Consider the following 18,286-nt stretch of genomic DNA (forward strand, 5'->3'; position numbering starts at 1 on the left):
GTTATTCGGACTTTATTTAGCCATATCTCTCAGTTTTTCTGGCAGCTTGAATTCACCTTTACTCCGCGAAAGCTCACTCACGGTTGGTGAATCAAGCGGTCCTTTAACCGAATAATTCACTTGGGTAAAGACCTCAACCACCGGCGAAATTACCGTGGTAATCGCAAGCACATAGAGCGCAGTTTGCGGCGTCACAGCAAATGCAGTCAAAACTGGAATACCCGATGTAATGTCTGGGGTGAAGTTCACTTCAGCATCAACTAAACGGCTATTGAGGTTAGCGATGCCTTTGATCTTCATCTCACCCGCTACCGCATCCATTCTCAGGTCGTTGGTCAGGAAGATGCCGTTTTGGAACTCACCCGTACCAGTAATACTGTTAAACGCCATGCCTTTGTCGAACACATCGGAAAAGTCGAGCTGCATTTTACGAATAATAGAATCAAGGCTAAACAAGCCAAGCAGTCGCGCTGCACCACTAACATCAGAGATGATCCCTTTACCCAGCTCGGTCTCTACCTTGCCATCCAGCGTATCGATCTTAATGCCCCACGGTGAGCCGTCCCACTCAAGTTGGGCTTGCATCGAAAATGGGGCTTTTTGGATACCAGAAGTAATACCAAAACGCTCCATCAGCTCACTGTTGTTCTCGCCCTCAACATCAACATTCAGTGCCGAATGACTCTTTGTATCCGTTAGCGCCCACCAACCACTCAGATCCGCTTTATTGTTGCCGCTGCGCACTTGGATCTTATTCCATTCAATACGATCATCCTTGCGTTGTAGCTCAACATCAACTTTGCCGACTTTATAGCCCTGCAACCAAAAGTCTTTGATCATTAGGGTCAGGTTTGGCATTGCATCATGAACTTTTCTATCGAGTTCTGAGATCAATGGAGAGTCTTCATCCATGCGCTGTAAGAGCTGATCTTCACTCTTCTTCTCGCTCCAACCCGGAACAAACAGATGCAAGCGATCTAAGGAAACCGTTAAGTCATAAGGTGCTAGGTAGTTGATATCACCTTCCACTTCCTGACTTGAAACCTGCATCTGCCACGCTAGCTTGTTTTTGCGTGCACTAAATTCAACGTCATTCCACGCGATGCCACCAAGAGTCAGCTCTTTGCTCTCAAGCGTGATTCTGGTTGGCGCTGGAATCGTTGGTGTATTCATCTTGCTCAGTACCGCCGTTGACGGTTTAACTGGCTCCATCACCACTTCGAGCCAATCATCAAGATTAAACTCATCGGTACGGATTAATGCATGATGTCCTACTACTGGACTGATCTTAAAGCCACCACGCCCAAGTACTAAATTGGTCGCCGTCAGAACCGGTACTTCACCCGTAATATCAATTTCGGTTTGATACTTAGTATTTGGCAACTGTAGGCGAGCTGTAATCGACTCCTGATTGCCCGACGCCTGCAATCTAGCGGTGCCTTTCTCAAGCGTACTCTTTGAAAGTGGGTAAGGATAATCACTCGCCAAATAAGTTAAGTCTGACTTTAAGTCTAGTTGATATGTGAAGCCTATGTCGTTGAGTTGTATATCGATATTGGATTGCCATGGCGCATGCCCAGACAAACGACTCAGCCATTGTTCACCAATGTATGGCTCGAGCGGTTTAACATCCCAGTCGCCTAGCACATCAATCCCAACCGCATAACCAGAGCCATCATTTTGCCCTGTAAAATCAACAGAAATACCCTGAGTTAGCAACTCAGCAGATAAACCGGTCGCGGTGACCACATCGTTATCAAATTCAATACGACCAGTGGTGTTTTCCAGCACCATTGGCGGCGCTTCAATCTGAACATGATTGCCTTTTAGGTCGGCATAGCCCCAAGCTCTTGGCTCACGGCTGCTATCAAACGGAATATCAAGTTGGAATTCCGAGTAAACATCACCACTTACTTGCAACGCCGTTAACGCAGCACCGACCGAGTCCACCAGCGGAGACGCCGTCATATAATCGCGAACTGCATTGCCCGTTGCCGTTGCTTTGGCTTCGATCTCGATATGACCGCCTTCACCAAGATAGGGAATACGCCCTGTAATACGATCGGCAGTGACGTCCATCAATTGTGCCGAGCGAGAATCAAGGTGCATCGCATCGTTTTCAAACAACAGATCGAGTTGTAAATCGGTGATCAGTGGCCACGCGGTATCAAAACTGAACTTCACATCCTCAAGCCCAACCCAGATCTGAAAGATGCCGTCGTTGTTCGAATAAGGGAATTGTGCCAATTCACCATGCCAAAGTAGTTTGACAGAGTTTGATCGACCAGCTTGAATTGCAGTCGACAGGTAATCGGTAAGATCTTGACCTAAAGCCAAGGTTGGCAGGTAACGCCACGTTTCACCTACGTTGTAAGCATCCGCTTCGCCATAGAAAGAAAGGTATGGGCTGGCATCATTCGGGAAATCGAGACGAAACGCGCCAAGCACCTGCAGGTCCGGAGTCGCAGCCGTCACTTTATCTGACCACAATTTCCAACCGTTCTCGTCTTGCTGCCAAACAATATCGACTTGCCCTTGCTTGATATTGAGTGGAGCCTGAAATACCTCCCCATACGGGAAAACATCATCAATCACATTGATACTGGCTTTGGCCTCAGTCGTTGAACCAAAAACAGAACCTGACACCTGACTAAACCCAGGCAGCAGTTCCCACTGCTCCATAGCCAGCTCAGAGAAGTTTGCTGAATACCGTAAGCTCTCGATATTGCTTCCCATCGAAATACGGATGTCTTCAACAAGGCCACCTGGAGATAGCTTATCAATCAGCTCATTAGAGTTTTCAGAGTCCGGAAGCAATTTAATCAACGGAGTAAGAGCGGCGATATCTAGCTCAGAGACATTAAGTTGCCAAGGGCCTTTCTGCCAATTGAATGCAACATCCAGTTCAGGCCAAGCATGGTCATCAGTGCGCAGGTTAAGTGAGTGACCATTTACTTGCCAGCCTAAATCAGTAGGTGTGAGCTTAAAGGTCCCCGACTCAATCATCAGTTCGTGGTAACCATCTTCATTCCAAGCCAGTTCTGACGGAAGCACCTCGACATAAGCATCGACAGGCTTGCTGTTTTTCAGGGTTAACCAGCTGTTTAGGCTGACATTACCTGTCTCAATCCCAGACTCGGCTTGCATGTAGCGTGTCAGCCAAGGTTTTACAGAGATATTTTCAGCACTAACATAGAACTGACCAGTCACATCCGTTAGTGAACCGCCATCGATAAAGTTAGCACTCACTGACAAAGAGTTCAGGTTTGCATCTTTAATGCTGACCACACCCTCAGCAAGGTGGTGCTTGCCAGAGTTCTGCCACTTAAGGGTTTCGATATCGAGTTGACGCTCTTCATCAGAAACGGTTCGATAAAGTAGAGAGGAGTCCTTGGCCGTAACATCAACCAAGGTTTTCAATAGAAGATTGTCGAGCTCTTTAATCACTCGCCCAGATGAATCTGTATTTTGCTTCTCGGTATCAGCACTATTACGAGCTGCGAACAGATCGATAGAGCGAATATCGAGATACATCCCATTCATCACCAAATCGGCAACCACAGGGCGCATTTGCAGCGCAGATTGAACCAGATCGAACTCGACTTCGACGGTTTCAACCGAGAAAGTGACGTCTTCAGCTTGTGCGAGATTGGCATGAACGCCTTTCAATGCAATCGAAGGGTGAGTGTTACGCCAAAAGCCACTCACATCTTGAATCGAGAATTCAAAACCTGAATGTTGGTTTACCCACTGTTCAATCTCAGATTGGTATTTATTCAGGTTAGGGAGCGCAACACGTAAAGTGGTTACTGCAATGGCAAGTGCCACAAGCAAAGTAACCACTAACCATAAACATGCACGCAGTAGCTGAGTAACACTAGAGCTCACAAAGTATCCATTACATCATAACAACGTCAAACTGCTCTTGAATATACAAAGGCTCAGCTTGAATTTTAACTTGTTTACCAATAAAGACCTCAAGCTCAGCCAGTGCATGAGACTCTTCACCCTCAAGGGCTTCGGCTACCGCAGGGGCAGCATAAACCACGAATTTATCCGCATCGTACGCGCGATTCACTCGAGTAATTTCACGTAGAATCTCGTAACACACCGTCTCAACCGTTTTCACACTGCCACGTCCTTCACAAGCAGGACAGCTTGAACAAAGGATATGCTCAATGCTTTCACGTGTGCGTTTACGCGTCATTTCCACCAAGCCGAGCTGAGTAAAGCCATTGATATTGGTTTTAACGCGATCTTTATCGAGTGCCGACTCTAGTGAAGTAAGTACACGCTTACGGTGCTCTTCAGACAACATATCGATGAAGTCAATAATGATAATGCCACCAAGGTTACGCAAGCGCAGTTGACGTGCAATCGCCTGTGTTGCTTCCACGTTGGTGTTAAAGATTGTCTCTTCAAGATTACGACGACCGACAAAGGCACCCGTGTTAATGTCTACCGTGGTCATGGCTTCCGTTTGGTCGATAATCAGGTAGCCACCAGATTTGAGCTCAACCTTACGGTCCAATGAACGCTGAATCTCATTCTCGGTGTCGTACATATCAAAAATCGGCTTATCACCCTCATACAGCTCTAACTTGCTCGTCAGCTCTGGTACGTACTCCGAGGTAAACTCTTTCAGGTTTTCAAACTCTTGGCGTGAATCGACTTGAATCTTGCTTAGCTCAGTACCAACAAAGTCACGTAGAATGCGTTGGCTCAGGCACAGCTCGCCGTATAGGCGTGTGCGCGCTTTATGCTTCCCACGACGCTCCAAGACTTTTAACCACAAACGCTTCAGGAATGCGGCGTCTTGCTCAAGCTCGTGAGCATCAGCACCTTCCGCAGCCGTGCGGATAATAAAGCCACCGTGTTCATCACAGTAACGAGAAACAACCTTCTTAAGACGATTACGTTCTGATTCACTATCGATACGCTGAGAAACGCCTACATGGCTAGCACCAGGCATAAAGACAAGATAGCGAGAAGGAAGGGTAATGTCGGTGGTTAAACGTGCGCCCTTGGTGCCGAGCGGGTCTTTAACAACCTGCACAACAATGTCTTGTCCTTGACGAACAAGCTCTGAAATATCACGAACCTGAAACTGCTTTTTCTCATTCTCCGCCACACACTCCGTGTGAGGAACGATATCTGAAGCGTGCAAAAACGCGGCTTTTTCAAGACCAATATCGACAAATGCTGCCTGCATACCTGGAAGAACGCGGCTGACACGCCCTTTGTAGATGTTTCCTACAATGCCACGACGAGCATCTCTTTCAATATGGATCTCTTGAAGAGTTCCCCCTTCAATCATAGCCACACGAGTTTCACTCGGGGTCACGTTCAGCAACAATTCAGCACTCATGGTGCACCTCAGATTAGTAAAATTATAAGAATTCTTGCAGTAGCTGGTCCGTTTCAAATAAAGGTAAGCCGACAACGGCGTAATAACTACCTTCGATTCGGGTGACAAATCGTCCACCCAAACCTTGGATTCCATAGCTACCTGCTTTATCGCATGGCTCCCCCGTTTGCCAGTATTTTTCTATTTCTTGTTCACTGAGGGGTTTAAACCATACGTCGGTAATTACGATTTCTGTTTTGTGTTTATCTGCAGAAACCACAGATACAGCCGTCATCACTTGATGGCGTTGATCTGACAGCTGAGTGAGCATGCGCTTACAGTCAACTAAATCACTCGGCTTTTCTAGCACCTGGCCTTGGCTGACGACCACGGTATCCGAGCCTAAAACTACGTACTGATTCGAGTTAGGCTCTTGCTCTGCTATCAAGTTCAATGCTGCTTTGGCTTTATCAAGCGACAGCCTTTGGACATACGCTTGTGCATCTTCATCCGGCTGTTGTTGCTCTTCAATATCGGTGACGAGAACAGAAAACTCGTAACCCAACTGTGTGAGCAGCTCTTTACGACGTGGCGAGCCAGATGCCAAAACTAGCGATGACTTATTCATATTCCTTTACCTCACATGCCAATGGCGACGTACGCGACGCATCAACAAAAACATCCAAGGCCAAAGTATACAGTTAATCAATGCACTCCATAGCGATAATGGATTAAAAACAACGTCTTGAATCAAATATTCACCAAAGAAGACCAATACTTCAAACAAAACGGTCAACGCCGCTATGATCATAGCTTGTTGCCAAAGCGCCATATTACGGATCACGAGGAAGTTCATCGCAATAATGTACATCACAATCGAGAGCATCATGCCGCGAATGCCTAGCGTGGAACCGATCAACAAGTCCCAAAGCAGACCAAGAATCAGAGCGCTTCCCACGTTAACACGGTGTGGCAGAGCCAATACCCAGTAACAAGTTACAAGCAGTAACCAAGATGGGCGAAACAGGTCTAGGCTACCTGGCCATGGAATCGTTTGAAGTATCAGGGCAATCAGAAGCGAGCAAGCGATCACTAACTTACTTCTTAATACGCTATTGGCCATTGTCACCCTCTAACATGGTTTGTTCTATATTAGTCTGATCTGCTTGCATACGCTTGTTTTCATCAGGCCAAATCAATAGCAGGTAACGAAGTTTATCAAACTCAACCACAGGTTCTGCTTTGATTACTGCAAACTCACGTTTCGGATCGTAATCAACCGACGACACGTAAGCCACTGGGTAGCCTTCTGGATAAACGCCACCCAAGCCAGATGTCACGAGCATGTCTTCTTGCTGGATATCGGTACTGGTTGGGATATGCTGAAGTTCGATCTCATCGATCTTGCCGTTACCTGACGCAATCACTCGAATGTCATTACGGATCACCTGAACCGGAATCGCATTGTTAGCATCAGTCAGCAGTAAGACACGGCTATTATGCGCTGCAACAAAGGTTACCTGACCGACAATACCTTTCTCATTGATCACCGGCTGGCCTTCATAAACACCATCGATCTGACCTTTATCGATCACCACTTGATGGCGATACGGCGAGGTGTCTACGGCCATTACTTCAGTGACCACCTTCTTCTCATCGCGAATAAAAGGTGAACCAAGCAACTTACGCAGGCGTTTATTCTCTTCTTGATACTGCTCTAGCAGGATTAACTCACTCTTAAGGTGAAGCACTTCGCGCTTAAGAGAGTGGCTTGATTCAATCAGACCTTTACGAGTATTAAAACGCTCATAAACACCATCAAACATGGTTCTCGGTAGATTAGCAGCGTATTGAATTGGCGCTACCATGCTGTTCAATAGATAGCGGACATTTGAGAAAGCATCTAAACGACTATCAGCCAGCATAAGGCTGGCTGATATAATTACAGCAAAAAATAGGCGCAATTGTAGAGAGGGACCTCTACCAAAAATTGGCTTCATTCTATGTTGGTCCTAGGGCTACATTTGATCCTTTAGACAAAGTCCTAGGCTCTCAGCTAGCATAAGAGACGAAAGAGCCTAAAACTCAATGATTACTCTTCGCTGAACAGGTCGCCGCCGTGCATGTCGATCATCTCCAGGGCTTTACCGCCACCTAGAGCAACACACGTTAGTGGCTCTTCTGCAACAACAACAGGAATACCTGTTTCTTCAGTTAGCAGACGGTCAAGATCTTTAAGTAGTGCACCACCACCTGTCAGAACCATACCGTTTTCTGAGATATCTGAAGCAAGCTCTGGTGGACACTGCTCAAGTGCAACCATTACCGCTGAAACAATACCAGATAGTGGTTCTTGTAGTGCTTCAAGGATCTCGTTTGAGTTCAAGCTAAAGCTACGTGGCACACCTTCAGCAAGGTTACGACCGCGTACTTCGATCTCTTCTACTTCATCGCCAGGGTATGCTGAGCCGATCTCATGTTTGATCTTCTCTGCCGTTGCTTCACCGATCAAGCTGCCGTAGTTACGACGAACGTAGTTGATGATCGCTTCATCAAAGCGGTCGCCACCGATGCGAACCGAAGATGAGTAAACCACACCGTTTAGTGAGATAACCGCAACTTCCGTTGTACCACCACCGATATCAACAACCATTGAACCTGTCGGTTCTGAAACACGTAGACCTGCACCGATTGCTGCCGCCATCGGCTCATCGATTAGGTAAACCTCACGAGCACCCGCACCTAGTGCAGATTCGCGGATTGCACGACGCTCAACTTGGGTAGAACCACAAGGAACACAAACAAGAACACGAGGGCTTGGCTTAAGAACGCTGTTGTCATGCACTTGCTTGATGAAGTGCTGAAGCATTTTTTCTGTTACGTAGAAGTCTGCAATTACGCCATCTTTCATTGGGCGAATCGCTGAAATATTACCAGGTGTACGACCTAGCATCTGTTTTGCTGCGTGACCAACAGCAGCAACACTCTTTGCAGAACCCACACGATCTTGGCGAATAGCTACAACTGAAGGCTCATCAAGAACGATGCCTTGGCCTTTTACATAAATAAGGGTATTGGCAGTACCTAAGTCAATCGATAGGTCGTTTGAAAACATGCCACGAAGTTTTTTAAACATATTCTTCGCTCATCCTGCAAGAATTAGAAGACAAAAATTGCACTAAATGTACCAATGCCTTGCTGTAACGGCAAGGCATTGAAGTATAAACATGGGCTGAAACCCGCATTTTCTTACAGATTCCTAACTTAGCGCGTGAAAATTATATTATCACTGACCTGTTAGACCACTTTCTCCTCGGTAGATCACGCGATCGTTACCGCGGTAGATACCGAATGTGACGACAGTGGAAGGATCTTGCTCCCCATTAGCAGCATCCGGAACCTCATCGCTATCCCAGTTATATCTCAGCCATGGAGTCAAACTCATACTTTGCCATAGTTGAACTTGTTCACGGAGACTAACGCCTTCACCTTGAGAAGCGGTTAGATTTCGAGACTCTCCGTCAGTAACGGCACCGCCATTATCTAAAGTTGCTGTAGTTGTCGTACTATCGTCACCAGACCAAATTACGCTACTGGCGCTCGTAGAAGCTACTACATTTGTTGTTCTATCGTCTTCGTTAACAACAAATTGGCTGCCGTTCCAATATTCAGCTCTCAATGGAATAGCAATTATCGCTCCAGAGTTTCCACCAACATCATCGAGATCTATGCGACCAAAACGGATATCTGGTTCTTTTGAGAGCTGGTCTCCACCACTCCAAAACTCAACTGGGTCAATGTTGTCTTCAATCGCCAACCTAATGTCTGTGATATCTCCAGAGATTCCTTCATTAAGGTTATATGGCCCATCTTCATACCCAGCTTTAGTATCTACTTTGGTTACACAGAAACTGCTATTTCCGCCGCAGTCCCCTGACAAACTAACTGAAAAATGACCAATGCTCTGATTACTTCCGCTCCAAACCCCGTTCCCAAAACTTGGTGAAATGAAACGTGTTGCCAACTCACTCTCATACAAGGAAAAACTCGTTTGCAACTTTGAATCAAAATATTGGTAATTTTGTATTGGTTGGGGTACTTCAGTTCCACCATTAATAGACACTTCTTTAGATAATGCTTCGACATCAAAACTAATTTGCTCAAAGTTCTGATTCATATAATTGAATGTTTGCGTTCCAGCGTAGCTCCAATTTTGGTCAATGACTTGGAAGTATTTAGGGTAAAAACGACCAATTGCTTTGCTACCAGAGAAGCCACCCAAAATATTCCCATAAAAACTGCCCGTTTCCGTTACTATAAAATTGAAGCTACCGACTTCTGAGTACTTAAGATTCTCAAATTTGTAGCCTTTGTTGGCTTCAACAATACTGTTCGCGTTTTTTGTACGTTCACTATTCGGATTAAGGCTACCAAGAACAGAACCATCATCTGTTGGTGTGTCCAAAGTATGTGTAATGGCTACACTTGCATCGGATTTCAGATAGTTTTCTGTCACCAAAGCGTCGTTGCAAATAGTCGCATCGTCCGTATAACGAATCGGCTTCGCGTAGACATCGAACTTTTCTCCGGCTGCTGCAAACCCGTCTCCAGTGCTACTCGTTCCACTAGAGTCACTATCAGTACATACAGCAAACTTCCAAGGTCGAGACTTAACAATGAAACTGCCAGAAAGTGAATCGATACCACTCTCGGGACATCCAGATAACTCACTACATTCGAAAGAACTGTCACTAAGAGTTACTCGAAACTGTCCCGACTCCAAGATCGTTAAAAGATCTTGAGTCTCACCATTCTCAGACGCAATAAATTCGGGCTCGTAGGTCAACAAACTAATATCGTCTTTACCATCTGAAGGGGATTCGATATCTAGTTGAATATCTGGCTTGCCAATATAATCTTGCGACACAGGTGAGTTTTCTATATCGCACGACATAACTTTGGCGGTAACACTTTGAGAATTACCGGCTACAACTTGTTGAGGGTCAACATCAAACTTATAAGGCACGAAAGAAACCTTAAAGTCCCCCAGAAAGTCTTCTCCATTCCACTCACCACTGACTTCATACCCAGATTTATTTAGCTGATTTGACGAGAGATAAAGCGTCTTTTTTCCCTCAACTAGCGATGCTGTTAGAGAAGAACCATAGTTACTACACTGCGAAAAGCTCCCCGCATTTTTGTCATACTCTTCGCACCAACGAGCATTAGCATTTGGCATTGCTTTAGCGATAAAATCACCATTCTCACTAGTCACAGTAGCGTCGCTATCTTTCTCTTTCACTCGAAATTCAACAGCAGCGGCTTCACAAGTCAGAACATGCGATTGAATAGGCGTAACAACTAACTCTCCCTGAGGGATTGGAGGTAATGGACAACTATAATCAGGCTTATTGATGGTGACATTGGAACTATGGAATTCAGCCTTGCGAGCTGTAACAGCACCTTCAATACTACCTTGATTGAAAATTAAATGGTCCGCGAGAATAAATCCTCTAAAAATAGAAGATTCATGGAAAGTAATTGTTCCGTTTGGCGCATATAAAACAGGGTATGAGTGCTCTTGTGATATCTGGGCTCGAGTTAAGGTCATCGACAATCTGATATTAACTTGAGTTCCTGGCTCAAATATATATTGAGTGCTACCAGACTGATGATGGAATGTTCCAAATGTCACTGTACTTAGCTTAGGAAATACAAGCTCAACATTGTTACCAGATGAAATCTGCATATTTTCAATATACAGATTATCTCTCAGCTTAACCCGAACAATAGTATCGTTAACCCACTCTTTGTTTATCGTTAAGTTAGCTAGATCTTTCTCGATGACTACTTCAATGTTTTTCCCACTTTCAGAATACGAACATAACTTAGGAGTGGCACCATCTCGACAACTGTTCTTGACTCCATCAACAGTCGCGATTCTTAACGTATGTGAAGTACTTCTTTGTGGAACAGGTAAAATATTAGCTTGGGCCACTTTTCTTAAATCTAAATACCCGTCTCCATTACCAACATCGCAAGCATAATCACCATTACAAACTTTCGATGTATAGAGGGGGTGTGCCGTCGTTGTATGATCAAAACCCAATAATAAGTACTCATCCACAGAAGGCGACCATACACTGTCATCATAACGCTGATAGCCCTCAGAGACTTTATTGACATATCGATCAATGTAGTCTTGAGACCAACCATCTATTCGAATTGGATTCCCTAAGTAGAGCTCACTATTCACACCAGACCAGCTTTGGATTGGTTCCGGGAACAGGTTACAAACATTAGTAGGTAACTCGGTTTCTGGGATCTCAAAAGCAAAATAGCCTATTGACTCTGCTTTGCCGTGTTTACGGTTACTGAGAGACTCTACATCTTCGTCAAAGGCAAAGGTGAACGTTGGCTTTCCACCCTCTTCAAATTGCTTACAGTAACGAAGCCATCCTCCGTGACTACCTACTCGGCTTTGCTTATTAACAATCACACCGAACTTCGAAAAATTCTGATGCAAATTCACCTTGTTGTTTTCGCATGACCAACCAATAGATTCAGTCGGTGGCGAGCCTTTTGATTGAGCATAATCTCTAGAGCCTTGGTAAAACTCTATATTCGACTGCAAATCTTCGTCTTTACCGTGAAACTCAGGGACAACGAGGTAGGCAATATCTTTAGTACCAGAACCCAAAGGACCTTGACGACCGCGTTCAAGAGACAAGTCAAAGCCTGTTGAACCGACACTTTGAATTGCAGTAGTCGCCCACTTAGAATCTTTTCCTTGAACTTGAGCCATTATCACTGGATCTGTAATGTTTCCCAATTGATAATCAATATCCTCCCAATCATCAGCTCTATCACATCCACTAGTACACTGGGCTAGGTCTGTTCTTTTGACACCAGCTTCACCGTAAACAGCACCACCACTAGAGTCATAGAACTTTAACCTTCCAGGCTCGGTAACAAAGTAATAGATAGGTGACATTCGGTCTGATTTTGAAGTACCCGGCATCGATTCACTTTCAATAGTCGCACCTTTCTTAGAGTCCCAAATAGTTGCAACACTCGCCTTTGTCGGAACGCTATTAACAATATCGTCTGGATCAATGGTCGACATCAAAAAGACAATCGGATTCTCATAAGACTTTTGAAATAGAAGATTACAGCCATGAGTACAGTCCATTCCTTCAATGGAACCGAATTCATAGTGGACATCTTGTAAATCGGGGATTGGATCGGGTTCTTGTTCCCCATCAGCACACTCTACCACCACAGTATCACCTGACACCTGTAGCGTCCCATTCCCGCCAGTAATGAAAATAGCGATTGGCGGCTGTTGTTGCGTATACCCTGAACCAGTATCAAGTTTGTAAATAAGGTTTCCTTGCTTACCATTACTTGACGTGGGCTTGTAAACTAGAAGAACACGTTCTCCAGGATTTACATTCGAGTCGATTATCTTGGCATTACTACCAGCAACACTTGACCATAATTTGACCACTGAGTTGTTTGATGTAAACGTAACCGTTACTGGATTGGGGTCTGGGACCGTAAATGCAATAGAAAAGCCGTCCTGTCTTTTAAGGTTACTGCACTGTTGAGGAGAGAAGTCATCCGCCATCGAAACGAAAGAAATCATAGACAGCACGATCGCAACCACACAGAACTTTAAAAGCTGGGTTGTATTTTTAATGACTCTGAAAAGCATGCTTCCAATATTCATAACTACTCCCTCACCCAAACTTCTTGAATACGCTGTACTTGATTAACACCAGAGCCACAGGTTGTTGTTGATTCTATCTTGAAAAATCCGACACCATCTAGTACCCCAATCTCATCGCAGGTAAGTGAGTCAACATTGCATATCGTCGACATGCCATGGCTAACTTGATTGGCATTTAAATTGGTACAAACCGTTCTTACACTTGACGAAACTGCAGGAGAAACGGTGAGTGGGTACACCTGAGTCAAAGCCCACTCATTGGCAGAGTGTGCCAACAACCATGCTTGTGTACCGAGCTGCTTACGAGTCAAAGTGTCGTGGTTGCTCCATTGAACTTGAACAAGTGACGTAGCAAGAAAGCCCATCACCACAATCACAAATACGGCGATAACTAAAACACTACCCTGTTGATTCGATTTTCTATGGCGCATTGAGTACCTGCACATCTTGTTGGTAAACACTGATCTCACTATTTTGTTCGAGGACTAAGTCTATATGGATGACCCCGCCACGCTGCAAACTTGGCTCTTCATATCTAAAACTACTTTCTGCGTAGTTAATACTATCTGCGACTCTTACACCATTACGTTCGATCACGCCCTGGTTTTCTGTCGTGTTATTTACTAAACAGTAACTAACAGAATCACTGCTGTCATATATGTAGTGGCGTAGTGCGACCGATTGACTGCTCAAATTAACCGAAGTCGCAGTAAATACATTATTTGTAGATACCAGTCCTGACACTAGAATTCGTTTTGTCGAACCTGCGCCCAAGTCAGCATAAGTAGTTGGATTTATGATTAAATAATCATCGTTATCGAGGGTTGGAGTATCTTGCCCGATAATGAAATCTAGGTTATTGCTGTTCTCAGCATAATGATAAAAGCCAGAATACTTGATGGCGTAAAACGTCAAGCACTTCTGAGCAAATGCCGAGGCAGGTGTAATACTTGTATCAAAACTGTTGGGCACTGCGTGACTGATCTCGCGAGACATCTTCTCGACCACAAACTGTCCTTTTACTTGGACTTTTTGGCGGTCAATGGTCTCAGCGTAGCCTTTCATCCCGTACTCAACAAAACCTGCGATGGCTAAGCCAATCACCCCCACCACTACGATGGTCACAATCATCTCAATTAGGGTAAAACCACGAATCTTCATCAGTAGTTCCCCTTATACGCAGCCAAAGTATATTGGTTATTGCCACCGAATATATTGAGCTCTACTCGCTTAAGAGTACCGATGGCATTATCGTTAACACCATCCATGTTTTGATCGTAAAACACAGAAATTTCTACACGGAAGTTCGCGTAGCTTCCTGCAATATTTTCATCGAGGATATTAGCCAACTCATAGGTTGGCGTAGATTGACAAGCCGATTGAGTTGATGCCGTATACCAACACCCAATGTAGTCATCGATATCGTTAAAAGAGGCAGGCATGGATTCTGTACCATCAACACCTAAATCACCTGGGTCTGTACACGACGTAGCGCCTGCGTCGCCACAGCGTATTGAGCCACCATCAAAATCACTATGTTCATCAAAACCTCTAGCTAGAATTTGATTCATCAAGCTCTGCCCTAGTGCAACAGATCGGTTTTGATATTGTGGGTCAGCCGAGCTTGCGACTTGCGGGGCAAGGAAGCTAGTAATAGTCACCATAGCGATACCCAAAACGACAATCACTACGATACTTTCTATAAGAGTAAAGCCACGTACGCGTATCATAGGCAGGCTCCTTCACTCACATAACCTTGTGAGTTAATGCAGACCTGAGCGCTGTTACTCGAGGTCGTGGAATTAATGGTAATGTTGACACCTGAACTGACAGAAGGGTTACCTAATAGATCAAAATCAACCACTGTGTTGACTGGAGTAAAGGTGATCCCATCTTCGCGAACATGATCGCTGCGCGCTTCTGCTTGTTGTCTTTGAGTTGAATTAGCGAGGTTAAGATTACAGGCCGTGACAGAACCTAAGCAATCGCTATTAATGGCTAAACGGAAGCTGTCGTTGGCAGCTGACACATTTGACTGCATTCGATTGACTTGAATTTGACGGATGACCGAAATGGTTTGCTCTTGCGCAGAAAAGGTAGAAAAGCTTGAAGTACCGATGAAGCGACTCGCAGCAAAGGTAGAAATAATGCCGAGTATGATGATGACAATAATCAACTCTACAAGGGTAAAGCCACTGCTTGGGAGACTTTTCTTCATCACAAACCTCTCACTACGGTGTGACTTCAAGTATACAAAACATTGATATCTAAAACGGTATCACTACCAATTGTTTTAACAGTAATGTGTGGTAGATAGAAAAAAGGCCAGCAGGTGCTGGCCTTTATTAAAATTAATTGGATTATTGGCAGACTGTCGCATTTTGAGTTGAACTACCGTCAACTACACGCGCTGTCGCTTGAGCTGCTGAAGTTGCCGCTGTGTAACGCACACACTGTGTTGTGTAACCAGGAAGACCGTAATCGACAGTCGCCCCTTCAGTTGCTGCAGTACCTGCTTTCAATACAACGAAACCATCTAGGTCAGTAGCAGCACCGATACCAGCAGAAGTTGCCTCAGGGTAGCCGTAAACGATCTCAATTGTAGTATTTCCTTCAGAGATCGCAGAGTCTGCGCTAGCCTCTAGGCCTGAAATAGCAGCTTTACCAAAAGTAATACCAGCAGCACCATTCATTGCACCAGCAAGCCCCTCAAGCGCAGCCTCTTTGGCATCATCTTGCAGATTTAGGAAACGTGGTGCTGCAGTTACAGCAAGAATACCTAGGATAACAATCACTACCACTAATTCGATTAGGGTGAAACCGCCTTGTTTTTTCATAGTTTAGCTCTCTCTATGTTTATAATGCAGTGTTACTGCAACGTTACGGTCACACGACCAGTTTTGACTTCATAAACAAACTGATGTCCAGTATTACCTTCTAGTTGAACGTAAGTACAGGTCGCATCGCTTGTATTCGCTTCCGCTGAGTACTTGTAGTTGCTGTCATTAGCCACTACATCTACATCCCCTACTTTTGGTGGGTTTTGCAGTAGATTATCCATCAGCTCAGAACAAATTACGTTAGTTAGGCTTTGTGGAAATGAAGTTGAATCTTCATTGATTGCCCAAGGATAGCCATCACGAAAATCAGTATCTACATTGTTACTGTTCTTCGATCTTGTTAACCAAAAATCAACACCATCATAATTTACAGTATTGTATGTTTCAACCCCAATTGTCGTTGTTGGACGAGCTTCTGCTTCCCATTGCGCCCGAGCCGACAAAACAGCTGTTGCAAAGCCACCAGCGACACCTTCAATGCTCGATTTTTTCGCTTCGTCAGTCACATCCAAAAATTTAGGTAGTGCTGCCACAGCCAATAAACCGACAACCACAATCACGATAACTAATTCGACAAGGGAGAAACCCTTTTGATTTTTAAGCATTTTCTACCTTCTCATCTAATTACTAATGCGCATTATACATATGCACGCCCATAAAACCATAGGAAAACTGTCAATATTTTTACTAAGCCAAAATATTGGCCATAACGCGAAAATGTTCACCTTTGAGTAAAATCTCTATTTGGTGTTTTTCGGTATATTGGTAGCGACAGTGGTACTCAAATTGATCGCTCAAGTTCTCAATTTTAGGACTATCTAAACCTAAAACGCGCCCATCGGGATATAACTGTTCTAACCAATAATCACAGCTTACATCGCTCTGATCAATAGGTAATAACCAACCTGTTCGGCTATAACTGAGTGGCTCTCCTAAGTCGTTCATTTGTCGATGACCATTCAGAAGATACTGCTGCTTATAGAGGTTAGCCCGGTCTAATATACGCTTGCTCGCCACTATCAAAGCGGTGTTTGTCGCCTCTGTTTCGACCGAACGCCAAGCAGATAACAACCCAGTAATAATAGACAGAATAACCACACTCCAAATGACAAAACGTGAGCGTCGTAGGTTATTTATCATTCACTAACCTTTGATTGCATCGAGCATGCCCCACATCGGCAAGAAAATACCCAGAGCCAGTATCAGCACCATCCCTGCAACAATCACCAATAAGATAGGTTCGATACGCGCAGTCAGGGTTTTCAAATCGTAATCCACTTCTCGGTCATAAAAGTCTGACACTTCTAGGAGCAGCTCATCAATACGACCTGTCTCTTCACCCACAGAGATCATTTGTATCACCAATGGTGTGAAAATTTCGCTGTTAATCGCTGTTGAAGAGACGGTACTACCCGCTTCAATCGCCGATTTCATTTCTTGGACACGCAACTCTAAGAATCGGTTATCCAAAGCTTCTGCTGACAGAGCCAAAGATTGGTTCAATGGCACACCCGCTTTAAGCATCAGAGCAAAGGTTCGTGAAAAGCGTGATAACAGAGCTCGATTAACCACGCCACCGATCACTGGCATCTTGAGACGGAATCGGTCCCATGTCTCCAAGCCTTTATCAGTTTTTACCCAAGTCTTGAACGCGAAAATCAAACCGACAATTACGCCAACCATAAACATCCAGTAGTTGACGAAGAAGTCCGACATACCAATCAAAATTCGAGTGGGCAGTGGCAGATCAACACCAAAACGAGCGAACATGGTTGTGAACTGAGGGATCACCTTGATGTTCAAAACAAACATCGCGACCAAGATAAAGCTGATCACGAACGTTGGGTAACGCATCGCCGTTTTGATTCGCTTACGAGTCTCGACTTCTTGCTCATAATAACCAGCGAGTTGAAGTAAGGCCTGATCCAATCGACCCGTGTTTTCACCAACCCCGATCATAGACACAAACAACGGGCTAAACACTTTAGGGTGCATCTGCATCGATGCTGAAAGACCACGACCATTGGTGAGTTCGGTACTTACCTCTTCAAGGGCAGCTTTGAGTTGCTTATTCTCACAGTTCTGTGTGAGCCCCTTCATAGAACGCAACAAAGGAACACCAGCTTTGGTCAAGCTATATAGTTGACGACAGAAAAGCACCAAAACTTCTAAGGGAACGTTTGGTGAGAACAGACTAGAGACATCCATCTCCAATACAGACTCACCACTTTTTCCTGGCTTAATCGAGGTTGGGATTATCCCCTTACCCATCAAACTTTCAGCAGCAAGCTCTTCGCTATTCGCCTCTAATTGGCCGGAAACCTGACGCCCGTCAGAACCGCGGCCAACATAACGATAAGTTGGCAT

The 18,286-nt window shown here is 44.8% G+C and carries 15 protein-coding genes; all 15 read right to left on the reverse strand.

The window, feature by feature from the left end:
- Window positions 1-12: 12 nt before the first annotated feature.
- The 15 genes from KI743_RS21790 to KI743_RS21860 all read right to left on the reverse strand — a co-directional run bounded on the left by KI743_RS21790 (window position 13) and on the right by KI743_RS21860 (window position 18,286).
- Complete coding sequence (locus KI743_RS21790) at window positions 13-3,888, reverse strand: YhdP family protein (RefSeq protein WP_285468143.1); 3,876 nt, start codon at window positions 3,886-3,888, stop codon at window positions 13-15.
- Between the two features lie 10 nt (window positions 3,889-3,898).
- The gene (gene rng, locus KI743_RS21795) at window positions 3,899-5,368 is read right to left on the reverse strand and encodes a ribonuclease G (RefSeq protein WP_032553012.1); all 1,470 of its coding nucleotides are present in this window, start codon (window positions 5,366-5,368) and stop codon (window positions 3,899-3,901) included.
- A 22-nt stretch (window positions 5,369-5,390) separates the two neighbouring features.
- Window positions 5,391-5,975 (reverse strand): nucleoside triphosphate pyrophosphatase, encoded by a 585-nt coding sequence (locus KI743_RS21800; protein WP_285468144.1) that lies wholly within the window; start codon window positions 5,973-5,975, stop codon window positions 5,391-5,393.
- A gap of 6 nt (window positions 5,976-5,981) precedes the next feature.
- The gene (mreD, locus tag KI743_RS21805; RefSeq protein WP_150870775.1) at window positions 5,982-6,470 is read right to left on the reverse strand and encodes a rod shape-determining protein MreD; all 489 of its coding nucleotides are present in this window, start codon (window positions 6,468-6,470) and stop codon (window positions 5,982-5,984) included.
- On the reverse strand, window positions 6,460-7,347 hold the full coding sequence (mreC, locus tag KI743_RS21810) for a rod shape-determining protein MreC (protein WP_032553008.1): 888 nt from the start codon (window positions 7,345-7,347) through the stop codon (window positions 6,460-6,462). The genes mreD and mreC overlap by 11 nt, the downstream gene beginning before the upstream one ends.
- Window positions 7,348-7,439: 92 nt before the next feature.
- Entirely contained in the window at window positions 7,440-8,483 is a 1,044-nt protein-coding gene (locus KI743_RS21815; protein WP_004740843.1) for a rod shape-determining protein, read from the reverse strand.
- A 150-nt stretch (window positions 8,484-8,633) separates the two neighbouring features.
- Window positions 8,634-13,079, reverse strand: a complete 4,446-nt coding sequence (locus tag KI743_RS21820) for a DUF6701 domain-containing protein (protein WP_285468145.1) — start codon at window positions 13,077-13,079, stop codon at window positions 8,634-8,636.
- Window positions 13,080-13,081: 2 nt separating this feature from the next.
- Window positions 13,082-13,510, reverse strand: coding sequence for an MSHA biogenesis protein MshP (locus KI743_RS21825; protein ID WP_285468147.1), 429 nt, complete (start codon window positions 13,508-13,510; stop codon window positions 13,082-13,084).
- Window positions 13,500-14,240, reverse strand: a complete 741-nt coding sequence (locus tag KI743_RS21830) for a prepilin-type N-terminal cleavage/methylation domain-containing protein (protein ID WP_285468149.1) — start codon at window positions 14,238-14,240, stop codon at window positions 13,500-13,502. The genes KI743_RS21825 and KI743_RS21830 overlap by 11 nt, the downstream gene beginning before the upstream one ends.
- Window positions 14,240-14,809, reverse strand: coding sequence for a prepilin-type N-terminal cleavage/methylation domain-containing protein (locus tag KI743_RS21835; protein ID WP_285468150.1), 570 nt, complete (start codon window positions 14,807-14,809; stop codon window positions 14,240-14,242). The genes KI743_RS21830 and KI743_RS21835 overlap by 1 nt, the downstream gene beginning before the upstream one ends.
- A complete protein-coding gene (locus KI743_RS21840) occupies window positions 14,806-15,297 on the reverse strand; it encodes a prepilin-type N-terminal cleavage/methylation domain-containing protein (RefSeq protein ID WP_285468151.1) in 492 nt (163 codons plus the stop codon). Before KI743_RS21840 ends, KI743_RS21835 begins: the two co-directional genes overlap by 4 nt.
- Window positions 15,298-15,439: 142 nt before the next feature.
- Window positions 15,440-15,916, reverse strand: coding sequence for a type II secretion system protein (locus KI743_RS21845; RefSeq protein WP_285468152.1), 477 nt, complete (start codon window positions 15,914-15,916; stop codon window positions 15,440-15,442).
- A 32-nt stretch (window positions 15,917-15,948) separates the two neighbouring features.
- Entirely contained in the window at window positions 15,949-16,524 is a 576-nt protein-coding gene (locus KI743_RS21850) for a prepilin-type N-terminal cleavage/methylation domain-containing protein (RefSeq protein ID WP_285468154.1), read from the reverse strand.
- Between the two features lie 82 nt (window positions 16,525-16,606).
- On the reverse strand, window positions 16,607-17,059 hold the full coding sequence (locus tag KI743_RS21855) for an MSHA biogenesis protein MshF (RefSeq protein WP_285468156.1): 453 nt from the start codon (window positions 17,057-17,059) through the stop codon (window positions 16,607-16,609).
- Between the two features lie 3 nt (window positions 17,060-17,062).
- Entirely contained in the window at window positions 17,063-18,286 is a 1,224-nt protein-coding gene (locus tag KI743_RS21860; RefSeq protein ID WP_285468157.1) for a type II secretion system F family protein, read from the reverse strand.

Source organism: Vibrio sp. D420a (assembly GCF_030248625.1).
Lineage (GTDB): Bacteria > Pseudomonadota > Gammaproteobacteria > Enterobacterales > Vibrionaceae > Vibrio > Vibrio fortis_A.